General features: G+C 63.9%; 18 protein-coding genes. 15 read left to right on the top strand and 3 right to left on the bottom strand.

Going from position 1 to position 17,432, the window contains the following annotated elements; translation table 11 throughout:
- The 14 genes from cpaB (AB4Y86_RS01635) to AB4Y86_RS01570 all read left to right on the top strand — a co-directional run.
- Positions 1-787, top strand: a 787-nt coding sequence (gene cpaB, locus AB4Y86_RS01635) for a Flp pilus assembly protein CpaB (RefSeq protein ID WP_441399688.1), incomplete at its 5' end; no start/stop codon positions are given.
- The gene (locus AB4Y86_RS01630) at positions 784-1,980 is read left to right on the top strand and encodes an AAA family ATPase (RefSeq protein ID WP_441399687.1); all 1,197 of its coding nucleotides are present in this window, start codon (positions 784-786) and stop codon (positions 1,978-1,980) included. The genes cpaB (AB4Y86_RS01635) and AB4Y86_RS01630, both read left to right, overlap by 4 nt.
- On the top strand, positions 1,977-3,425 hold the full coding sequence (locus AB4Y86_RS01625; RefSeq protein ID WP_441399690.1) for a CpaF family protein: 1,449 nt from the start codon (positions 1,977-1,979) through the stop codon (positions 3,423-3,425). Before AB4Y86_RS01630 ends, AB4Y86_RS01625 begins: the two co-directional genes overlap by 4 nt.
- Before the next feature lie 17 nt (positions 3,426-3,442).
- Complete coding sequence (locus AB4Y86_RS01620; RefSeq protein ID WP_441399686.1) at positions 3,443-4,366, top strand: type II secretion system F family protein; 924 nt, start codon at positions 3,443-3,445, stop codon at positions 4,364-4,366.
- A gap of 12 nt (positions 4,367-4,378) precedes the next feature.
- Positions 4,379-5,266, top strand: coding sequence for a type II secretion system F family protein (locus AB4Y86_RS01615; RefSeq protein ID WP_441399685.1), 888 nt, complete (start codon positions 4,379-4,381; stop codon positions 5,264-5,266).
- Between the two features lie 319 nt (positions 5,267-5,585).
- The gene (locus AB4Y86_RS01610) at positions 5,586-5,789 is read left to right on the top strand and encodes a Flp family type IVb pilin (RefSeq protein ID WP_441399684.1); all 204 of its coding nucleotides are present in this window, start codon (positions 5,586-5,588) and stop codon (positions 5,787-5,789) included.
- A 113-nt stretch (positions 5,790-5,902) separates the two neighbouring features.
- Positions 5,903-6,307 (top strand): TadE/TadG family type IV pilus assembly protein, encoded by a 405-nt coding sequence (locus AB4Y86_RS01605; protein WP_441399683.1) that lies wholly within the window; start codon positions 5,903-5,905, stop codon positions 6,305-6,307.
- Positions 6,295-7,281, top strand: coding sequence for a pilus assembly protein TadG-related protein (locus AB4Y86_RS01600; protein ID WP_441399682.1), 987 nt, complete (start codon positions 6,295-6,297; stop codon positions 7,279-7,281). Before AB4Y86_RS01605 ends, AB4Y86_RS01600 begins: the two co-directional genes overlap by 13 nt.
- A complete protein-coding gene (gene cpaB / locus AB4Y86_RS01595) occupies positions 7,278-8,045 on the top strand; it encodes a Flp pilus assembly protein CpaB (RefSeq protein ID WP_441399681.1) in 768 nt (255 codons plus the stop codon). Before AB4Y86_RS01600 ends, cpaB (AB4Y86_RS01595) begins: the two co-directional genes overlap by 4 nt.
- Positions 8,042-9,235, top strand: a complete 1,194-nt coding sequence (locus AB4Y86_RS01590) for an AAA family ATPase (protein ID WP_441399680.1) — start codon at positions 8,042-8,044, stop codon at positions 9,233-9,235. Before cpaB (AB4Y86_RS01595) ends, AB4Y86_RS01590 begins: the two co-directional genes overlap by 4 nt.
- 140 nt (positions 9,236-9,375) lie before the next feature.
- Positions 9,376-10,725, top strand: a complete 1,350-nt coding sequence (locus AB4Y86_RS01585) for a CpaF family protein (protein ID WP_441399689.1) — start codon at positions 9,376-9,378, stop codon at positions 10,723-10,725.
- A 7-nt stretch (positions 10,726-10,732) separates the two neighbouring features.
- Entirely contained in the window at positions 10,733-11,668 is a 936-nt protein-coding gene (locus AB4Y86_RS01580; protein WP_441399679.1) for a type II secretion system F family protein, read from the top strand.
- Positions 11,669-11,675: 7 nt separating this feature from the next.
- Positions 11,676-12,560, top strand: a complete 885-nt coding sequence (locus tag AB4Y86_RS01575; protein ID WP_441399678.1) for a type II secretion system F family protein — start codon at positions 11,676-11,678, stop codon at positions 12,558-12,560.
- A gap of 107 nt (positions 12,561-12,667) precedes the next feature.
- Positions 12,668-13,141 carry an Hpt domain-containing protein gene (locus AB4Y86_RS01570; RefSeq protein WP_441399677.1) on the top strand — a complete coding sequence of 158 codons (474 nt, stop codon included), beginning with the start codon at positions 12,668-12,670 and terminating at the stop codon, positions 13,139-13,141.
- On the opposite strand, the gene AB4Y86_RS01565 is transcribed toward AB4Y86_RS01570, so the two are convergent.
- Positions 13,138-13,902: a response regulator transcription factor gene (locus AB4Y86_RS01565; protein WP_441399676.1), complete on the bottom strand. Its 765-nt coding sequence runs from the start codon at positions 13,900-13,902 to the stop codon at positions 13,138-13,140. The genes AB4Y86_RS01570 and AB4Y86_RS01565 overlap by 4 nt on opposite strands.
- Before the next feature lie 226 nt (positions 13,903-14,128).
- Here AB4Y86_RS01565 and AB4Y86_RS01560 point away from each other — a divergent pair, with 226 nt between their 5' ends.
- A complete protein-coding gene (locus AB4Y86_RS01560) occupies positions 14,129-15,811 on the top strand; it encodes a sensor histidine kinase (RefSeq protein WP_441399675.1) in 1,683 nt (560 codons plus the stop codon).
- A gap of 36 nt (positions 15,812-15,847) precedes the next feature.
- Here AB4Y86_RS01560 and AB4Y86_RS01555 read toward each other — a convergent pair whose 3' ends face one another.
- Both AB4Y86_RS01555 and rplQ read right to left on the bottom strand, forming a co-directional pair.
- Positions 15,848-16,738 (bottom strand): tRNA pseudouridine synthase A, encoded by an 891-nt coding sequence (locus AB4Y86_RS01555; RefSeq protein WP_441399674.1) that lies wholly within the window; start codon positions 16,736-16,738, stop codon positions 15,848-15,850.
- Positions 16,739-16,769: 31 nt separating this feature from the next.
- Positions 16,770-17,351 carry a 50S ribosomal protein L17 gene (rplQ, locus tag AB4Y86_RS01550; RefSeq protein WP_441399673.1) on the bottom strand — a complete coding sequence of 194 codons (582 nt, stop codon included), beginning with the start codon at positions 17,349-17,351 and terminating at the stop codon, positions 16,770-16,772.
- Positions 17,352-17,432: the final 81 nt, after the last annotated feature.

The raw sequence follows: 17,432 nt of genomic DNA, 5'->3' as shown, positions 1-17,432 counted from the left end.
CAATCGGCATAAGGAGGAAGTCAAAGTGAAAACACGCCTGCTGGGAGGCATCGTCGCATTTGTGCTGGCAATAGTCGGCACCGTCCTACTGGTCTCATACGTATCCGCGTCCGAGGCGAGGGCCCAAAAGGACCTGCAGCCTGTGGAGGTGCTAGTCATTCAACAACAGGTTGCGAAGGGCACTGATCTCGAAAAAATTCGGAGTGCGGTGAAACTGACCTCGCTACCGGCGGCGTCGGTGCCCAACGGCGCGCTGAAGAGCCTGGAAGGCCTGAACGGGAAGGTCGCCGCGGCAGATCTGCTGCCGGGTGAAGCGCTACTGGGTGCAAGGCTGGCTGATCCTGACAGCTTGTCCGCGCCAGGCACCGTTCCGGTTCCCGCCGGGATGCAGGAGATCTCGGTTCAGCTGGAGGCCCAGCGGGTGGTCGGTGGACGCATCGCAGCCGGCGACACTGTGGGCATTGTCGTCCTCTTCGACAAGGGCGCCGTAAAGGATGCCCCTGATGTGGAGTCCGGGCAACAGATTTTTCACAAAGTCCTGGTAACGAGCGTCCAACGTTCCTTGGCGAAGACAGCTGGCACGGCTCCCGCCGGAACCACTGCTGAGCAGCAGGCCAATACGGAATTGCCCACCGGGCAGTTGCTCGTAACGTTTGCCCGCAACGACGCCGATTCAGCCAAGATCGCGTTCGGGGCCAACTTCGGAACCTTGTGGCTGACCAAAGAACCCTCGTCCGCCACCGAAGGCACCCCGGTGATTGTCAAGAAGCCGGAGCTGTACCGATGAGCAGATTCGTAGCCATCACAGCAGATTCAGATTTCGAAGCACGTGCCAGGCAGGCGGCTTCCCGCCTGCACGGAACATTTCACGGAATCGTGGCAAACTTCCTGCCGCCGGGCCCGGACGACGTCTTGCGTACCCTCTCGGGCGATCTCGTCGAAGTCATTCTGCTGGGACCTGGCCTCCCGGTAGACGATTCCATCAGGCTCGCCAGTCTCTTCGACCTCCAATATCCGGAGATCAGCGTGGTGCTGGTCACCGAGGACGAGTCGAGCATCGCCTTGCCCGCGATGCGGGCAGGAATCAGGGACCTCCTGGAGCCTGGCGCCGACGTAGGCGCCATCCACATCATGCTTGAACGCGCCAGCCTCGCGGCTGCTGGACGGCGTCGAGGTCTCGGGAACAGCGTTGAACCGTTGACCGGGAGCGGACGAATCATCTCAGTCATGTCGCCCAAGGGCGGTGTGGGAAAAACGACCGTCACCACGAACCTCGCGGTCGGGCTCGCAAAAATGGCTCCGATGGGCGTTGTGGTGGTGGACCTGGACCTRCAGTTTGGCGACGTGGCGTCCGGGCTAATGCTGGAACCCGAGAAGACCATCGCCGATGCCGTAAAGGGTGCGGCCGCGGGCGACAGCCTGGTGCTCAAGTCATACCTGACCCTACACACATCGGGCATCTATGCGCTCTGTGCACCCCTCAACCCGATAGAGGCCGATCAGATAACCGGCGAACAGGTCTCCCGGTTGCTCGTCCAGCTGGCCAGCGAGTTTAAATATGTTGTAGTGGACACCGCCCCAGGACTCGGGGAACATGTTCTCGCCACGCTCGAACAGGCCACAGACGGCGTTTGGGTTTGCGGTATGGACATCCCGAGCATCAAGGGCCTTCGGACAGGATTCTCAATCCTGACCGAGCTTGCCCTGCTGCCCCCAAATCGGCATGTGGTGCTTAACTTTGGCGATCGCCGCAGCGGACTGACGCTTCAGGACGTGGAGGCGACCATTGGCTGCCCTGTGGATGTTGTACTCCCCCGGTCACACTCGGTGCCCTATTCCACGAACAAGGGCGTACCCCTGCTGCAGGAAGCATCCAAGGATGCCGTGGCGAAGGGGCTGCGTCAGCTCGTCGAGCGGTTTGATCCGAATTGGGATCAAAGGCCCCACAAGAAGCTTCACCGAAGGGCGGTAGTCCAATGACACTTGCAGATCGCTTCGAATCCGTCCGCAGCCAGGCAATCAAGCAGCAGCCAGTTTCCCCTCGGACCGAGATCCCGTGGGCAGGGACAGCTCAGAGCGTTGCGAATGAGTCCCCCTGGAATGAACCAGGCTCAAAAGATCACAGTGCGGAGGCCAACGACGCACTGACGGCGGTAAAGGACCGCGCCGGCGCGGCCCTCTATGAGCGGATGGGCAGCCGGATCTCGGACTCTTCGCTGGACGAGGGAGAGTTGCACGATTACGCCAAAGACGAACTGCGCGCCATCATCGAAGAAGACGAGATTCCACTGACCTCCGGTGAACAGCAGCGGCTGGTCCAGGAGATCCTGGATGATGTCATCGGCCTAGGCCCGTTACAGAAATTCCTTGCTGACGATGCAGTGACAGAAGTAATGGTCAACGGCCCGGATAAAATCTATGTGGAACGGGGCGGCAAGCTCTTCCTTACCGGTTCCCGCTTCACGTCCGAGGAACATTTGCGCCGAATTATCGAGCGGATTGTCACCAAAGTCGGCAGGAGAATCGACGAATCGTCTCCGCTGGTGGACGCTCGCCTGTCCGACGGCTCGCGGGTCAACGCCATTATTCCGCCGTTGGCAGTCAACGGGGCATCGCTAACGATCCGAAAATTCGGCCAGGTTCCCTTGACGGTCAACGATCTCATCTCGTTTGGCACCATCTCTCCCGAAATCGCCGAGCTCCTGAATTCCTGCGTCCTCGCCAGACTCAACGTCATCGTGTCCGGAGGAACCGGGACGGGCAAGACGACATTGCTCAACGTCTTGTCGTCCTTCATTCCTGCTGACGAGCGGATTGTCACCATCGAGGACGCCGTCGAACTTCAACTGCAGCAGGAACATGTGGTCAGGCTCGAAAGCCGGCCGAGGAACATCGAAGGCAAAGGCGAAATTAGCATCCGGGACCTCGTCCGGAACTCGCTGCGCATGCGCCCGGACAGAATCATTGTTGGCGAAGTCCGCGGCGGCGAGACCCTCGACATGTTGCAGGCCATGAACACGGGCCACGACGGTTCGATCTCAACGGTGCACGCCAACACGCCCCGCGACGCCATCGCGAGGCTCGAGACCCTGGTCCTCATGGCCGGTATGGACCTGCCGCTCCGTGCCATTCGCGAGCAGATCGCCTCGGCGGTGAACCTGATTGTGCACATTTCGCGCCTCCGGGACGGTACGAGACGAGTCACCCACGTGACGGAAGTCCAAGGGATGGAAGGCGACGTCGTCACGCTTCAGGACGCCTTTACTTTTGATTACAGCGCAGGGATGGACTCGAACGGGCGGTTCCAGGGGCGGTCGATTCCCACCGGTGTCAGGCCCCGCTTCGTAGATCACTTCGCGGATCTGGGTATTGCCCTCTCCCCGGCCGTCTTCGGGACCTCGCCGATTGGCGGTGGTTACCGGTGATCGCTAGCCCGATTCTGTTGGTTCTGGGCGTCCTGCTTTGCTTCGCCTCGCTGGTGTCCCTCTTCGTAGTGACTTTTCGTGGCCGCGAATCCAACATCGATTTGTCGCGCAGGAGACCAGGTGTTGCCGAGCAACCGTCGGCCCTCACCCGGTTTGCGGCATCGGCTTCTTCCTTTGTCGACCACAATGTCAGCCGGAATGCCAGCTTTGGATCCGCCAACTCGTTGGAGGAAGCAGGGCTGCGCCTGCGCCAGGCTGACTACATTCTGCTGCTCGGGTGTATCGCCGTCACAGCGGGTGTCGTCGGTTTTGTTTTGGCCGGGCTGATACTGGCTCTGCTGTTCGTGCTGTTGACGCCAATCGCCGGGATGCTGTTCCTGAACATTATGGCCGGCAGGCGTCGCGCGAAGTTCGATTCGCAGCTTGGCGACACTGTGCAGATGCTCTCCGGCGGACTGCGCGCCGGTCACAGCCTGCTCCGAGCGGTGGACGCCGTCGCGAAGGAGTCCGATGCGCCGACTTCGGAGGAATTCGCGCGGCTGGTAAATGAGACCAGGCTGGGACGCGATCTGAAAGACTCCATGGCCGACTCAGCGCGACGCATGAGGAGTGAAGACTTCGACTGGACTGCCCAGGCGATCGAGATTCACCGGGAAGTCGGCGGCGACCTGGCGGAGGTGCTGGACCATGTGGGCGAAACCATCCGCGAACGGATGCAGATCAAGGGTCAGGTGAAATCCCTTAGTGCCGAGGGAAAGCTGTCAGCCTACATTCTCATCGCTTTGCCCGTCGGGATCTTTCTGTTCCTCAGTTTCTCCAACCCGGGCTACCTCGGCGTCCTTTACACAAGCGTGCTCGGCTGGATACTGCTCGGGTTTGCCGTTGTTTTGCTGGCCCTCGGGTCGTTTTGGCTGAGCCGTGTCGTCAAGATCAAGTTTTAGGGGGAAATAAGCATGAGCGTAATGGCGTGGTTCATAGTGGCGATCATCATTGTTCCCTGCTCGGTGATGGTCTGGGCAGTGATATCAGTCGACCGGACAGGCCTGGCTGCGGTCCGCAGCAATTTGGGAAAAGTTAAGGGAGCGTCAGGGACAGCTACCGGCGGCGTCGATGCCCCGTGGCTCGCGCAGCTGGGCCAGCGTTTGGCGCCGAAGGGGTATCCGGCATGGCTGGACAAGTTGCTCGCCAAGGCCGGTAGGCCAGCGGGCCTGCCCTTGGAGCGTCTCCTGGTGATCAAGCCGGCACTTGCCTTGGTGGCGGGCCTTCTGGGGGTTCTGTATGTTGCCAAGACTCCAACCGGCACAACGATTCTGCTGGCTGTGTTTGTGACGGTCCTCGCGTACGTCGTTCCAGACCTGCTGCTGCACAGTCGGGGTGCGAAGCGCCAGGAGGCAATCGAATTGGAACTACCCAGCACCCTGGACCAAATGCTGATTTCGGTAGAGGCCGGACTTGGCTTCGAATCAGCAATGGCGCGTGCGGGCCAAAACGGTAGTGGCCCGCTGGCCGCGGAGCTCCTTAGGACCCTGCAGGACATGCAAGTCGGCAGGAGTCGCCGGGAAGCATATCTCTCCATGGCCGAACGCACCGGAGCCCCTGACCTGCGGAGCTTCGTGCGGGCGGTTGTCCAGGCGGATGTGTACGGCATCGCGATAGCAAGCGTGCTGCGGACGCAGGCCAAGCAAATGAGGATCAAGCGGCGGCAGCGTGCTGAAGAGAAGGCAATGAAGCTTCCCATCAAGGTGCTTTTCCCCCTAATGCTGTGCATCCTGCCCGTACTCTTCATCGTCATCCTGGGCCCGGCCGTCATCAACATTGTTGCGGCCTTCTCGCATATGTAGGAGCAAAAACTCCGTTACAACGGCGCCCCATGGCGCCCCCATGACCGGACCCTCTCGGCACCCAGAGCCGAGAGGGTCCTCCTAGGCAGGACCCTCTCGGCACCCAGAAACCGAGGGGGTCCTCCTTGCGTCCGACGCCGAGTACCTGCACTGTCAGCAACTCCACCGCAGAATTCGCGCAGTATAACTACAGCAATCGTGCAGTTTGGGAAGCCTTGGCGCAGGATGCCGCAAAGTCGATTCTTCGGCGTGTCGGCGCTTGCTAAGTTCCTCTCAGAGCTGGTGCAGGGCCAGCCGCCCAACTCGCTCAGGAGTCCCGATGCTTTCTCTTATCGCAACCCTTCAGACACTAGGCTTTACTGCCAAAAACCGCCTTCGCGAAGAGAAGGGCGCAACGGCTGTGGAATACGGCATCATGGTTGCCCTCATTGCAGTCGCCATCATCGTCGCCGTTGGCCTGTTGGGCACCCAGCTGAACGCGCTCTTCGATAACGTCACCAGCAAGCTGGCCCCGAAGCCGTAGCGGCGCCATCCAGACAGGACGAATGGTGCGGTGAAGGGTCTTCCTTCACCGCACCGTTCGTCGCACCCGGACCCTAGGCAGCCAACGCCCCATCCGAAGAAAGGTCGCTACGCATGCGTGAGGGCAGAGAGCGCGGGGCTGTCGCGGTGGAGTTCGCACTCCTGGCGCCCCTCCTGATTCTGCTGCTGCTCGGCATTATGGAATTCGGCCGTGCCTACAACGCGCAGATTACGCTCTCCAATGCTGCCCGCGAGGGTGCACGCGTGATGGCGATCGGTGGCAGCCCTACTGCGGCCCTCAGCGCGGCCAAAAGCGCAGCGACCACGCTAAACCCAGGACTTCAGGACGGAAAAATAGTCTTTTCGTTTCAAACGACGCCTTCGACAACACCGGCACCCACGGCTTGCGCAGCGGAGCGCCAAGTGACTTTGACAATCACCTACAACCTCAGCACGATGACCGGAATCGCGGGGCCATTCGCCATGACGGGCATGGGGACAATGCAATGTGGCGGATGACAAAGCGAGCTGATACCGAGCGCGGCGCGATCAGCGTGGTCGTCGCACTCGCCATGGTCTGCCTGCTGGGTTTCGCCGCCCTGGCCGTTGACGTGGGTGCACTTTACGCCGAGCGTRCCCAGGTCCAGAATGGCTCGGATGCGGTGGCCCTCATGGTGGCCCAAAAGTGCGCTAAGAGCATCAGCGACCCGGAGTGTTCCGGCACTTGGCCACGGCCCAGCGGACTCGCCGGCAACTTGGCCAACGGCAATGCCGTGGACGGCATGACCAACATCAAATCCATCACCCTCGACAAGACCAAGGGGACCGTCTCGGTGGCCACCGGGGCGAAGGAAACGCGTACCGCCACCAACAACATTTCCCTCTTCTTCGCCCGGGCCCTTGGCATTTCGCAGGCCGAGGTGGGAGCGGCTTCGTATGCCCAATGGGGTTCACCGTCCCGAGGGACGGTGATTCTCCCCCTGGTCATCGCCGAGTGCAAGTTCAATTTGAGTCCCGGCGCTTCCGTTGCGGCTGAGCAAGTCCTCGAATTCGGCAGCGGCTGCGGACGGGTTCCTGGCGGATTCGGTTGGATTCAGAGTAGTAGCACGCAATGCAGCATGACTCTCGGCGTCGGCAGTCCCAGCGATTCAGGATCATGGTTTGTCAGCGACCCTGGGGCCAGCGCGCCGACCCGGTGCACTGCCGCCGACCTTAGCAAAATGAACAATCAAACGGTTCTTTTCCCGCTCTACGACCTGGCGACCGGAACCGGTAATAACGCGAAGTACTTTATCAAAGGCTTCGCGGCCTTTTACGTCACCGGCTACCAGTTCGCCAGTATCGGCTGGACCGCCGGCGGCACGATCGCCAACAAAACGATCCGTGGCCATTTCGTCAGGTTCGTCTCCTTGTCCGAAGCCTTCGAACTCGGGAGCGCACCCGACTACGGTGCCGACATTGCCCATCTCACGCTTGGAGTACCCGCATCGTGAAGTCACGACTACTCGCCGGGATCGCCGCCGTGGTCCTGGCCATCATCGGCGCCGTTCTCGTGGTGTCATACGCCCACGGCGCGGACGAGCGTGCCGTCAAGGACCTCGATCCTGTGGATGTCCTGGTGGTGGCAAAGGCGGTACCGGCCGGCACCGCCGTGGAAAGCCTCCTGCCCTTCCTGGCCGCCCAGAAGCTGCCAGGAACCGCCGTGGCCAAGTCCGCGCTGCATAGTCTCGACGGCCAGGCCGGCAAGGTCACCGCCGTCGAACTCCTGCCCGGTGAGCAACTGGTAGCTGAACGACTGACCGCACCGGAAACCGCGCAGTCGAGCGGAGCCGTGCAGGTTCCGGACGGACTCCAGGAGATTTCGTTCCAGCTCGATCCCCAGCGCGTTGTCGGGGGACGGCTGGCGGCCGGGGACCACATCGGCATCTTCATCTCGTTGAAGAACGGCGGCCTCGAGGCGAAGCCGGACAAGGAGACGACGCAACTGACACTCCACAAGGTCCTGGTGACGGCAGTGCAACGGGCTCCCGCGGCCACCCCGTCCCCCCAGCCCTCTCCCGGCGCCTCTGGTGCGCCGCCTGAGGATACGTCGTTGCCCACCGGAGCGTTGCTGCTGACGGTCGCCGTGAACGACGTGGACGCCACCAGGATCGTCTATGGCTCCGAATTCGGCACGCTTTGGCTGAGCAAGGAGCCGCTCAATGCCAAGGACAGCGGCCGCCCTGGAATCATGACGAAACCGGAGGTCTACAAGTGAGCCGCTTTGTACTGATCACACCCAATACCGACTTCGCTTCCCGCGTCCGTCAGGCTCTGGCCGGCGGCTTGCCGGGGGGTCTACAGACGTTCGCCTTCGTCAATCCATCCGATCCCGGAGAGTTGTTCGCGAAGCTCGATCAGGAGCGTCCCGAAGTCCTGATTCTCGGACCGGAAGTGCCCGTGGAGGACGCTTTACGACTGGCCACGGTCTTCGACATTCAGCTTTCCGAGCTCAGCGTCATTCTGGTGGGAGAACCGGACCCGGATTTCTTACTGCTGGCTATGCGCGCCGGCATCCGGGATGTTCTCAGCCCAAACGCCGACGCCGCCCAGATCCGGGTCATGCTGGAACGAGCCTGCCAGTCCTTTGCCAGCAAGAACAGGTCCGCCGCCGTTCAACAGCCTGACGCCCCAAAGGGTCTGGTGATCGGCGTCTTCTCGCCCAAAGGCGGCGTCGGCAAGACCACAATTGCCACCAACATCGCCATCGGGCTGGGTCAGGTGGCCCCCATGAGCGTGGTCATCGTGGACCTGGACCTGCAATTCGGAGACGTCGCCTCAGGGTTGTACCTCCACCCGGAGCACACCGTGACCGATGCGGTCTCGTCCTCGGCGAGCCACGATTCTCTGGTACTGAAGGCCTTCCTGACCGTCCACCCCGGTAATATCTATGCTCTCTGCGCTCCAAGGAGTCCCGAAGAAGCGGACAATATCACCCCCGCGCACGTGACGCGCCTGCTCGGGCAGCTCGCGGAACAGTTCCAGTACGTCATAGTGGACACGGCCCCCGGTTTACCGGAGGTCGGGCTGGCCGCCCTCGAGCAGTGCACTGACGTCGTCTGGGTAACAACCATGGATGTCCCCAGCATCCGGGGGCTCAGGTCCGGCCTCGAGATCCTAAGACGGCTGGACCTCCTGCCCGAGACGCGTCATGTCGTCTTGAACATGGCCGACGCTGCATCTGGCCTTAGCGTCCAGGACGTGGAAGCCACCATCGGTGCACCCGTCGACGTAAGCATTCCACGGTCCAAGGCTGTAGCTTTTTCCACCAACCGGGGCATACCTGTACTCCAAGAGGGACGCATGGACCCGGCCGTCAAAGGCCTGCGGCAGCTGGTTGAGCGGTTCGATCCGGCGTGGCGTGCCAGGGCGAAGAGGAAACTGCACCGGAGAGTGGTGGTCCAGTGAAGCTCTCTGAACGGCTCGCCGCTGCTGAAGGCGGGCCAGCGGCTGCGACCAGCCCTGCTCCGGAGCCCGTCCCAGCCGTCCAGGCCGCGCCCCTCCAAATACTCAAGTCCCCGGCGGCCTTGGAGCGGCAGCGCACGGCGGTGGCAGCCCCCACTTTCGAAGAGCAAACGGACTCGCACAGGTCTGCGGGCCAGCAACCGGTGGATGTCTTCGCCGCACTCAAGCAGCGCGCCGCCACCGCCCTGTTCGAGCGCATGGGCGCACGTTTCAATGATTCCGCCATCACGGAAAGCGATCTGCGCTCGTCCGCCCGTGAAGAACTCACCCGCATCATCGATGCTGAGCAGGTGCCCTTGTCCGGAGAGGAACGCCTCCGGCTGGTACGGGACGTGGCAGACGACGTGTTGGGCTACGGACCGTTGCAGCGACTCCTCGATGATTCAGCGGTGACGGAAATTATGGTCAACGGCATGGACCAGATCTATGTCGAGCGTCATGGCAAGCTCACGCTCACCGAATCGCGGTTCAGTTCCGAAGACCATCTGCGCAAGGTGATCGAGCGCATCGTATCCAAGGTGGGCCGACGCATCGACGAGTCATCCCCGCTCGTTGATGCACGCCTCGAGGACGGTTCCCGCGTCAACGCCGTCATCCCGCCCCTGGCGGTGGGCGGTTCCTCGCTGACGATCCGAAAATTCAGCAAAGTGCCGCTCACGGTCCAAAACCTCATCGAATTCGGCACCCTGACCCCCGAGATGGCCGAGCTCCTGAACGCCTGTGTGAAGGCAAAGCTCAATATCATCGTCTCTGGCGGCACGGGCACCGGCAAGACCACCCTGCTGAACGTACTTTCATCGTTCCTGCCCCATGACGAGCGCATCGTGACGATCGAGGACGCCGTCGAACTCCAGATCCAGCAGCGGCACGTCGTCAGGCTCGAAAGCCGTCCGCCGAACACCGAAGGCAAGGGCGAGGTCACCATCCGCGAGCTGTTGCGGAACTCCCTGCGTATGCGTCCGGACCGAATAGTGGTCGGCGAGGTTCGTGGCGGGGAATCGCTGGACATGCTCCAGGCCATGAATACCGGCCACGACGGCTCGCTGTCCACGGTGCACTCAAACTCGCCCCGAGACGCCGTCGCCCGTCTGGAGACCTTGGTCCTGATGGCGGGAATGGACCTGCCGCTCCGCGCCATCCGCGAGCAGATCGCCTCCGCCGTCAACCTGATCATCCAGATATCCCGGCTACGCGACGGCAGCCGCCGCATCACCCACGTCACGGAGGTTCAGGGCATGGAAGGGGACATCGTCACGCTGCAGGACGCGTTCGTCTTCGACTACTCCGCCGGTGTGGACGTCCACGGCAGGTTCCTTGGCAAACCGGTCCCCACCGGGATCCGCCCGCGGTTCATCGACCGCTTCGAAGACTTTGGCATCCATGTCTCTCCCAGCGTTTTTGCAGCTCCCTTGACCCCAGCCGGAAGGCAGTGAACCCGCCATGACGATGCTGCCCATTGGTGTTGGCCTGTTCTCAGTTGCCCTGCTGCTACTCGGTTTCGCGTTGCTAGCCCCGCGAGGCGCACGCGTGCCGACGGACCGGCGCCGGCCCGTCCAGAACCGGCCGGACTCGCAACTGACCCGGTTCGCCGGATCGGCCGTCCACTTGTTCGACGGATACTTCGCGCAGCGGAAAGTCAGGCTCTTCAGCAGGGATGCACTCGAGAACGCGGGGCTCCGGATGGGCCAGTCCGATTTCTTTGTGCTGGTCCTGGCCGGTGCGCTCGTCGGCGCATTGGCGGGCTTCGTCGTCGCGGGCCCTCTGCTGGCGATCCTGTTCGTCCTGCTGGTGCCGCTGGCGGGGCACCTCGTTATCGGCTTCCTCACGGGCAAACGCCGCAGCCTGTTTGACCAGCAACTTGGTGACACCCTTCAACTCCTCTCCGGCGGCCTCAGGGCAGGGCACAGCATTCTACGGGCCATCGACGCGGCAGCCACGGAATCGCAAAGTCCGACGGCGGAAGAGATGCGCCGGGTCGTCACGGAAACGAGCCTCGGGCGCGATCTCCAGTCCTCCCTTACCGACACGGCCGAGCGGATGCGGAACGATGATTTTGTCTGGATAGCCCAGGCCATCCAGATCAACCGTGAGGTGGGCGGGAACCTCGCCGAAGTCCTGGACCAGGTGGGCGAGACCATCCGCGAGCGCAGCGAAATCAAGGGCCACATCAAGTCSYTSGCRGCCGAGGGAAAGTTCTCCGCCTATATCCTCATGGCGATGCCGTTCGGCATCGTAGCGATGCTCATGCTCGCCAACCCAGGCTATATGAACTCCATGTTCAGCCACCCGCTGGGTTGGATCATGATTGGAGCGTCCCTCATCATGATGACCATCGGTGGTCTGTGGATGCGCAAGATCATCGATTTGAAGTTCTGAGGTGCCCGTGGACCCTTCGGTACTGATCGCCCTGCTCCTGGTCTCCCTGCCGCTCGGGTATCTTGTCTGGGCAGCGCTCTCCGTCGATCGGAAGTCCCACCGGGCAATCCGCGAGCTACTGGCTGCAGGCACGGAGACCGCTGAGTCCGCCGAGGTTCAGCGGACCTCGCTGCTGGAACGGATCGGTTACCGTCTGACGCCGGCCGGATATGTCCGCAAACTCGATAAGCTCCTGTCCCTGGCTGGCCGCCCCACCTCCCTGCCCCTCGGACGCGTGCTGGCGGCCAAGCCCCTGCTCGGCCTGACCGGCGTCTTGCTGGGCTTCTACATCAGCGCTTCGGGTTCCACCCCCGTCATCAAGCTGGTAGGGCTCTTTGTGGTCCTGCTGGGTTACTTCATCCCGGACCTCCTGCTGTACAGCAAGGGCCAGGAGCGGCAGAAGATCATGCAGCTGGAACTGGCGAACACCCTGGATCAGATGCTCATCTCGGTCGAGGCCGGCCTGGGCTTCGAAGGGGCCATGGCGCGGGCGGGCGAAAACGGGAAGGGTCCCCTCGCCGAGGAACTGGTCCGCACGTTGCAGGACATGCAGGTGGGACGCAGCCGCCGCGAGTCCTATCAGGCCCTGGCCGAGCGCACCAACATCCCCGAACTCCGCAGCTTCGTCCAGGCCGTGGTGCAGGCGGACACCTACGGCATCGCCATCAGCCGGGTGCTCCGAATCCAGGCCAAGGTGATGCGGGTCAAGCGACGCCAGCGGGCCGAGGAGAAGGCGATGAAGCTGCCGGTCACCATCTTGTTCCCCCTGCTGTTCTTCATCTTTCCGGTGCTGTTTATCGCCATCCTGGGGCCCGCGGTGATCAACGCCATCGCGACGTTCAGCGGCCACTAAGCGGCGACCGGTGCCGGGTCACGGGGCGGACAAGGATAGCCACAAGGTTTCCGCAGGATGGCCTGAACGCTTCCGGCGCCGGAGCGGGCACCTAGTACCGTAGTGCCATGTCTCTTTTAGCTGCCCGCCCCGATGACGGAAACGCGGCCGCCACACTCACCGCCGATGCCCCCGCTGGCGGTGCCGGACCGGCGGCTCCCTGCGCCGCCGCGGCCCCCTCCGACACAGCGCCGCTGGTGGACCCCTCCGCCCTCCAGAACCTGGGCGAGCAGCTGAACAGCGCCGCCGTCGCAAAAGGCTTCGCCCGCGACTACGCGCAGATGTGGGACCAGCGCTATGACTCCCTCGCAACGGCACTGCACACCCGTGACCAGGCAGCCGCGCTCGACGCGGTGCTGAGCCTCAAGACTTCCTCGTCCATGGTCGGAGGCCTGCGGCTGGCCGAACTGGCCGGAGATCTTGAAGAAATGATCCGCTCCGGCAAGCTAGCACTGGCCGCCTCCCGACTCGACGAGGTCGCGGCCCGCGGTAGCGAAACGGTGGATGAGCTGCAGTTCAGCTGCATCCTCCAGAAGCACTAGGGACGGGCCGGCGCCAGCCGGTAGCCTACGCCGCGCACCGTCTGGAGCCAGCGCGGCTGCACCGGATCTTCCCGGAGTTTCCGGCGCAGGTTGCCGATGTGTACCTCCACGGCGCGCTCGTCTGACTCGCTGATGTAGGCGTCGGCCCGGTAGTACTCGCCGCGCACCACACGCACCAGCTCGGCCTTGGATTTGACCGCTCCGGCACCCAGGAGGAGGGCGTGCAGGAGTTCGAACTCGCTGCGCGTCAAAGCGAGCGGGCCGCCGTCGACCGTTACCGAACGGGAATCCGGATTCAGTGCCAGCCCGTTGTGGCGCAGGACGTTGTCGGATGCAGGAGCGACGCCGGCCGGTTGGGCGGCGGCAGGGTTCCCGGCCCGCTGACCCTCGTGTCGCGGGCGGCGCATCATTGCGGCCACCCGGGCCCGCAACTCACGCGGCCGGAACGGCTTGGTCAGGAAGTCATCGGCTCCAGTGTGGAGGGCCGTCAACGTGTCCAGTTCGTCCGTCCGAGCGGTGAGCATGACAATGTAGGCGTCGCTGAACTGACGGATCCGGCGGAGCACCTCGTAGCCGTCAATGTCGGGCAGGCCCACGTCCAGCGTGACCACATTGGCTTCCCGCTGCCGAACGACGTCGACCCCTTCGCGGCCCTCGGACGCCGAATGCACCTCGAAGCCCGATTGCCGCAGGACAGCCTCGACAAGGTTCCGCACATCCGCGTCGTCCTCAACGACGACGGCCACACCCATGTCACTCATGCCACCCCTCACATCCGATGCTGTCTGCAGTCCGCCGGAGCGTTGCCGGCCGGCCTACAACCGCTGGTACAAAGTCGCGGAGCTTCCGCCCCTGTCCTGTCACAATACCCACGCCGGACACCAATTTCGGGCTTCGGCGCAGGAACACATGCAACGGTAATGGCTTTTAGTGTCAAGTTAGTGTGACAGCAATGTAAACTCCACTTGCGAGGAAGGGGYCCCTGTCTTGAGTGAAGCGCGGCTGATCCGTGGCCTGGGCGCTCCCGGCGGCTTCGGCATCCGGCATCCCCGTGCGCTGGTGCTGGCCAGCCAGCTGCCCCTCACGCTGCTATTGGCCGCCGGTGTGGCGGCCGCGCCCGCCGCCTGGGGCCTCCACCTCTCCAGCGGCTGGGGCCAGGCCGCCTTGGCCCTGCATTCCCTGATCTTCCTCGCCTCGGGCCTCGTGCCGTGGCACCGGTTCGGCCCCCTGGCGTCCCTGACCATTCCGGTTCTTGATTTGGCCGCCATCGGGCTGAGCCGGCTCGCGGCCGCAGAGGAACTGCCCGGCCTTGGTGTCCTGTCGGTACTCCCGGTGGTCTGGATTTCCGTGTCGCGGCTCTCCCCCGCCGCCGTCGTCTCGATCAGCTTCCTGGGGCCACTGCTGGCGGGCCTGCCCTGGTACTTTGCGGCCGGCGCCGAGGAACGCCCGGGGCGCATTGCCTCGATGGTGCTCCTGGCGCTGACCACCCTGGCTGTTTCCTTGGCCATCCAGTTCGTGCGCGCGCAAGTGCTCCGGCAGCAGCGCAAAGTCGAAGCCAAGGAAGCGGAACTGCAGGCGCTCCTCACGGAGAGCCGGGAGCGCGAACGGCTGCTCAACGCAATCCTGGACACCGTCGACGTCGGCATCGTCGCCATTGACGCGGACGGCCGGCGGCTGCTCACCAACAGCTGGCAGACCGCGCTGGAAGCGTCCGCGGCGCCGGCCGGGGATGACTCACCCGCGGATCCGGGCTCGGAAGAACGGCTGCTGCTGACCGGTCGCGACCAAGCCACGCCCCTGCCGGCGGGACGCCGCCCGCTCCGCCGGGCAATGGGCGGCGAGTCCTTCGCGGACCATCTGGTCTGCTTCGGTGCGGCTCCGGGCAGCCGGGTGGTATCCACCGGGGCGAGACCCTTGAAGGGCGACGACGGCGACTTCCGCGGCGCCGTCGTCGTCTACAACGAGGTCACTGGCCTGGTCAATGCCCTCGCCGCCAAAGAAGACGTCGTCGCGACCGTCTCGCACGAGTTCCGGACTCCGTTGACGTCGATCATCGGCAATCTGGACCTGGTCCTGGCCGAGGAACTGCCGCTGCCGGTGCTGCGCCGGATCGAGGTCGCGCAGCGCAATGCGGAGCGCCTGCTGGCCCTTGTGTCGGATCTGCTGATGTCCGCCAACTCCGCGGTCCACGTCCAGCCGCGGAAAACCGACCTGGCCGGGCTGGTGGAAGCGAGCCTGGGTTCTGCACAGGCCCATGCGCAATCCTCACGGGTCTCGCTGGCGATGGACGTTACGGCGCCGTTGTGGGCGGAGGTGGACCCCTTGCGGATCGGGCAGGCCCTGGACAACCTCGTCTCCAACGCCATCAAGTACTCGCCGCACGGCGGCTCCGTGACGGTCTCGGCGCGGGCCGAGGGCGGACGGGTGCTGCTGCGGGTGGAGGACAGCGGCATCGGCATGACCGCCGCCGACGCCGGGAAAATCTTCACCCGGTTCTTCCGGAGCCCGGCCGTGCGGGACGGAGCAATCCCCGGGGCCGGGCTCGGCCTGTCCATCACGAAGGCAATCGTGGAAGGCCACGGCGGCTCCATCTCGTGCAGCACCCTCCCCGGCCGCGGGAGCACCTTCACGGTGGAGCTGCCGGCCGAGGGAGCGCTGCGGGCGTTCTAAGGCCGTCCCCGCAGGACGTACTACCCTGCGGGCGCTCTATTCGCGCCGGGCGCGGGTCAGCTCGGCCCTGGCCAGCAGCCCGCTCGCGGACGGATAGGCCACTTCTTCCAGGACGAGGGGGTGCGGGGCAGCAAGCACGGAGCGCGCGTCCCGTTGCCGGGCGATCAGACGCTCGTACAGCCACCCGGGCTGTTCCAATCCGGACCCCACGTGGAGCGCGGCTCCAATCAGCGAGCGGACCATGTTGTGGCAGAAAGCGTCCGCCTGGACAGCCGCCACGATGACGCCGTCCGCGCCGCGGGTGAACTCGAAACGCTGCAGCTCCCGGATAGTCGTGGCGCCTTCGCGGGGTTTGCAGTACGAACGGAAGTCCTGCAGGCCCAGCAGCCGGGAGGCGCCCTCGTTGAGCAGCCCAGTGTCCAGCTGCTCCTTGTGCCAAAGCGTCGAGTGGCGGCCCAGCGGGTCCCAACGAGTGGGTCCGTCGGCGATTCGGTAGCTGTAGCGCCGCCAAAGGGCGGAGAAGCGGGCGTCGAAGCCCGCCGGCGCGATCAAGACGCGGTGCACCTCGACCGCTCCACTGAGCTGGCCCAGCCCTCGGCTCAAGGCGCCACGGAGCCGCCGCAGCAGCGCGACCGCGGGCTCCAGTTCGGCGCCGCGGTTCAGGCCGCGCCACTCCGTTTCGGTCAGGTCCAGATGCACCACCTGTCCGCGGGCATGCACGCCGGCGTCGGTGCGGCCGGCCACGGTGACCCGGACCTGGCGGCGGATCAACAGGGCCAAGGCCTCCTCAAGGACGCCCTGGACGGTGCGAAGCCCCGGCTGGACGGCCCAGCCACTGAAGGGACCGCCGTCGTAGGAAAGATCCAGCCGGATACGCAGAAACCCGCCGCCCCCCAAGTCGGGGGCAGCGGGTTTGAGCTCGTTCATAGACTGAAGTCTATAAGAAGGTTTTAGCGAATTACTTCGCGTCCTTCTCGGACGCTGCAGCAGCTTCCTCAGCGGCCGGAGCCTCTTCGGTCTCTGCTGCTTCGGTCTCTGCAACCTCAGCTTCGGGGGCCTCTTCGGTCTCCGCAGCTTCGGTCTCGGCAACCGGAGCTGCGTCGGCCTTCTCGGCCTCCTTCTTGTCAGCGTCACGCTGAGCGGCGGAGGTAGCCTCGGCTACCACGGCCTGCTTGGCGGAAACCGGCTCGAGAACCAGTTCGATGACAGCCATGGGGGCGTTGTCGCCCTTGCGGTTGCCGATCTTGGTGATGCGGGTGTAGCCGCCGTCGCGGTTCTCCACTGCCTGGGCAATGTCGGTGAACAACTCGTGGACGACGCCCTTGTTGGCGATCAGGCCGAGCACACGACGGCGGGAAGCCAGGTCGCCGCGCTTGGCGAAGGTCACCAGGCGCTCGGCGTAGGGCTTGAGTCGCTTGGCCTTGGTCACCGTGGTGGTGATCCGCTTGTGCTCGAACAGTGCGGCTGCCAGGTTCGCGAGCATGAGACGCTCGTGAGCCGGGCCGCCTCCGAGGCGCGGACCCTTAGTGGGGGTAGGCATAACTATTTCTCCTCATATGGAAGCCGGCGGGCTGTGCACGCTGCGGTGCGTCTAACCTGCTGGCCAAGATCTGGTTTAGAG

The sequence above is a fragment of the Arthrobacter sp. 2YAF22_2 genome (genome assembly GCF_052114645.1).
Classification (GTDB): domain Bacteria; phylum Actinomycetota; class Actinomycetes; order Actinomycetales; family Micrococcaceae; genus Arthrobacter.
This window is presented reverse-complemented; position numbering and strand designations above follow the sequence as displayed.

What these genes read in the sequence shown, in the direction of transcription:
- AB4Y86_RS01625 (WP_441399690.1), top strand. Translation starts at nt 1,977, where the DNA reads ATGACACTTGCAGATCGCTTCGAATCCGTCCGCAGCCAGGCAATCAAG.
- AB4Y86_RS01615 (WP_441399685.1), top strand. Translation starts at nt 4,379, where the DNA reads ATGAGCGTAATGGCGTGGTTCATAGTGGCGATCATCATTGTTCCCTGC.
- AB4Y86_RS01610 (WP_441399684.1), top strand. Translation starts at nt 5,586, where the DNA reads ATGCTTTCTCTTATCGCAACCCTTCAGACACTAGGCTTTACTGCCAAA.
- AB4Y86_RS01605 (WP_441399683.1), top strand. Translation starts at nt 5,903, where the DNA reads ATGCGTGAGGGCAGAGAGCGCGGGGCTGTCGCGGTGGAGTTCGCACTC.
- AB4Y86_RS01570 (WP_441399677.1), top strand. Translation starts at nt 12,668, where the DNA reads ATGTCTCTTTTAGCTGCCCGCCCCGATGACGGAAACGCGGCCGCCACA.
- AB4Y86_RS01565 (WP_441399676.1), bottom strand. Translation starts at nt 13,902, where the DNA reads ATGAGTGACATGGGTGTGGCCGTCGTCGTTGAGGACGACGCGGATGTG.
- AB4Y86_RS01555 (WP_441399674.1), bottom strand. Translation starts at nt 16,738, where the DNA reads ATGAACGAGCTCAAACCCGCTGCCCCCGACTTGGGGGGCGGCGGGTTT.
- rplQ (WP_441399673.1), bottom strand. Translation starts at nt 17,351, where the DNA reads ATGCCTACCCCCACTAAGGGTCCGCGCCTCGGAGGCGGCCCGGCTCAC.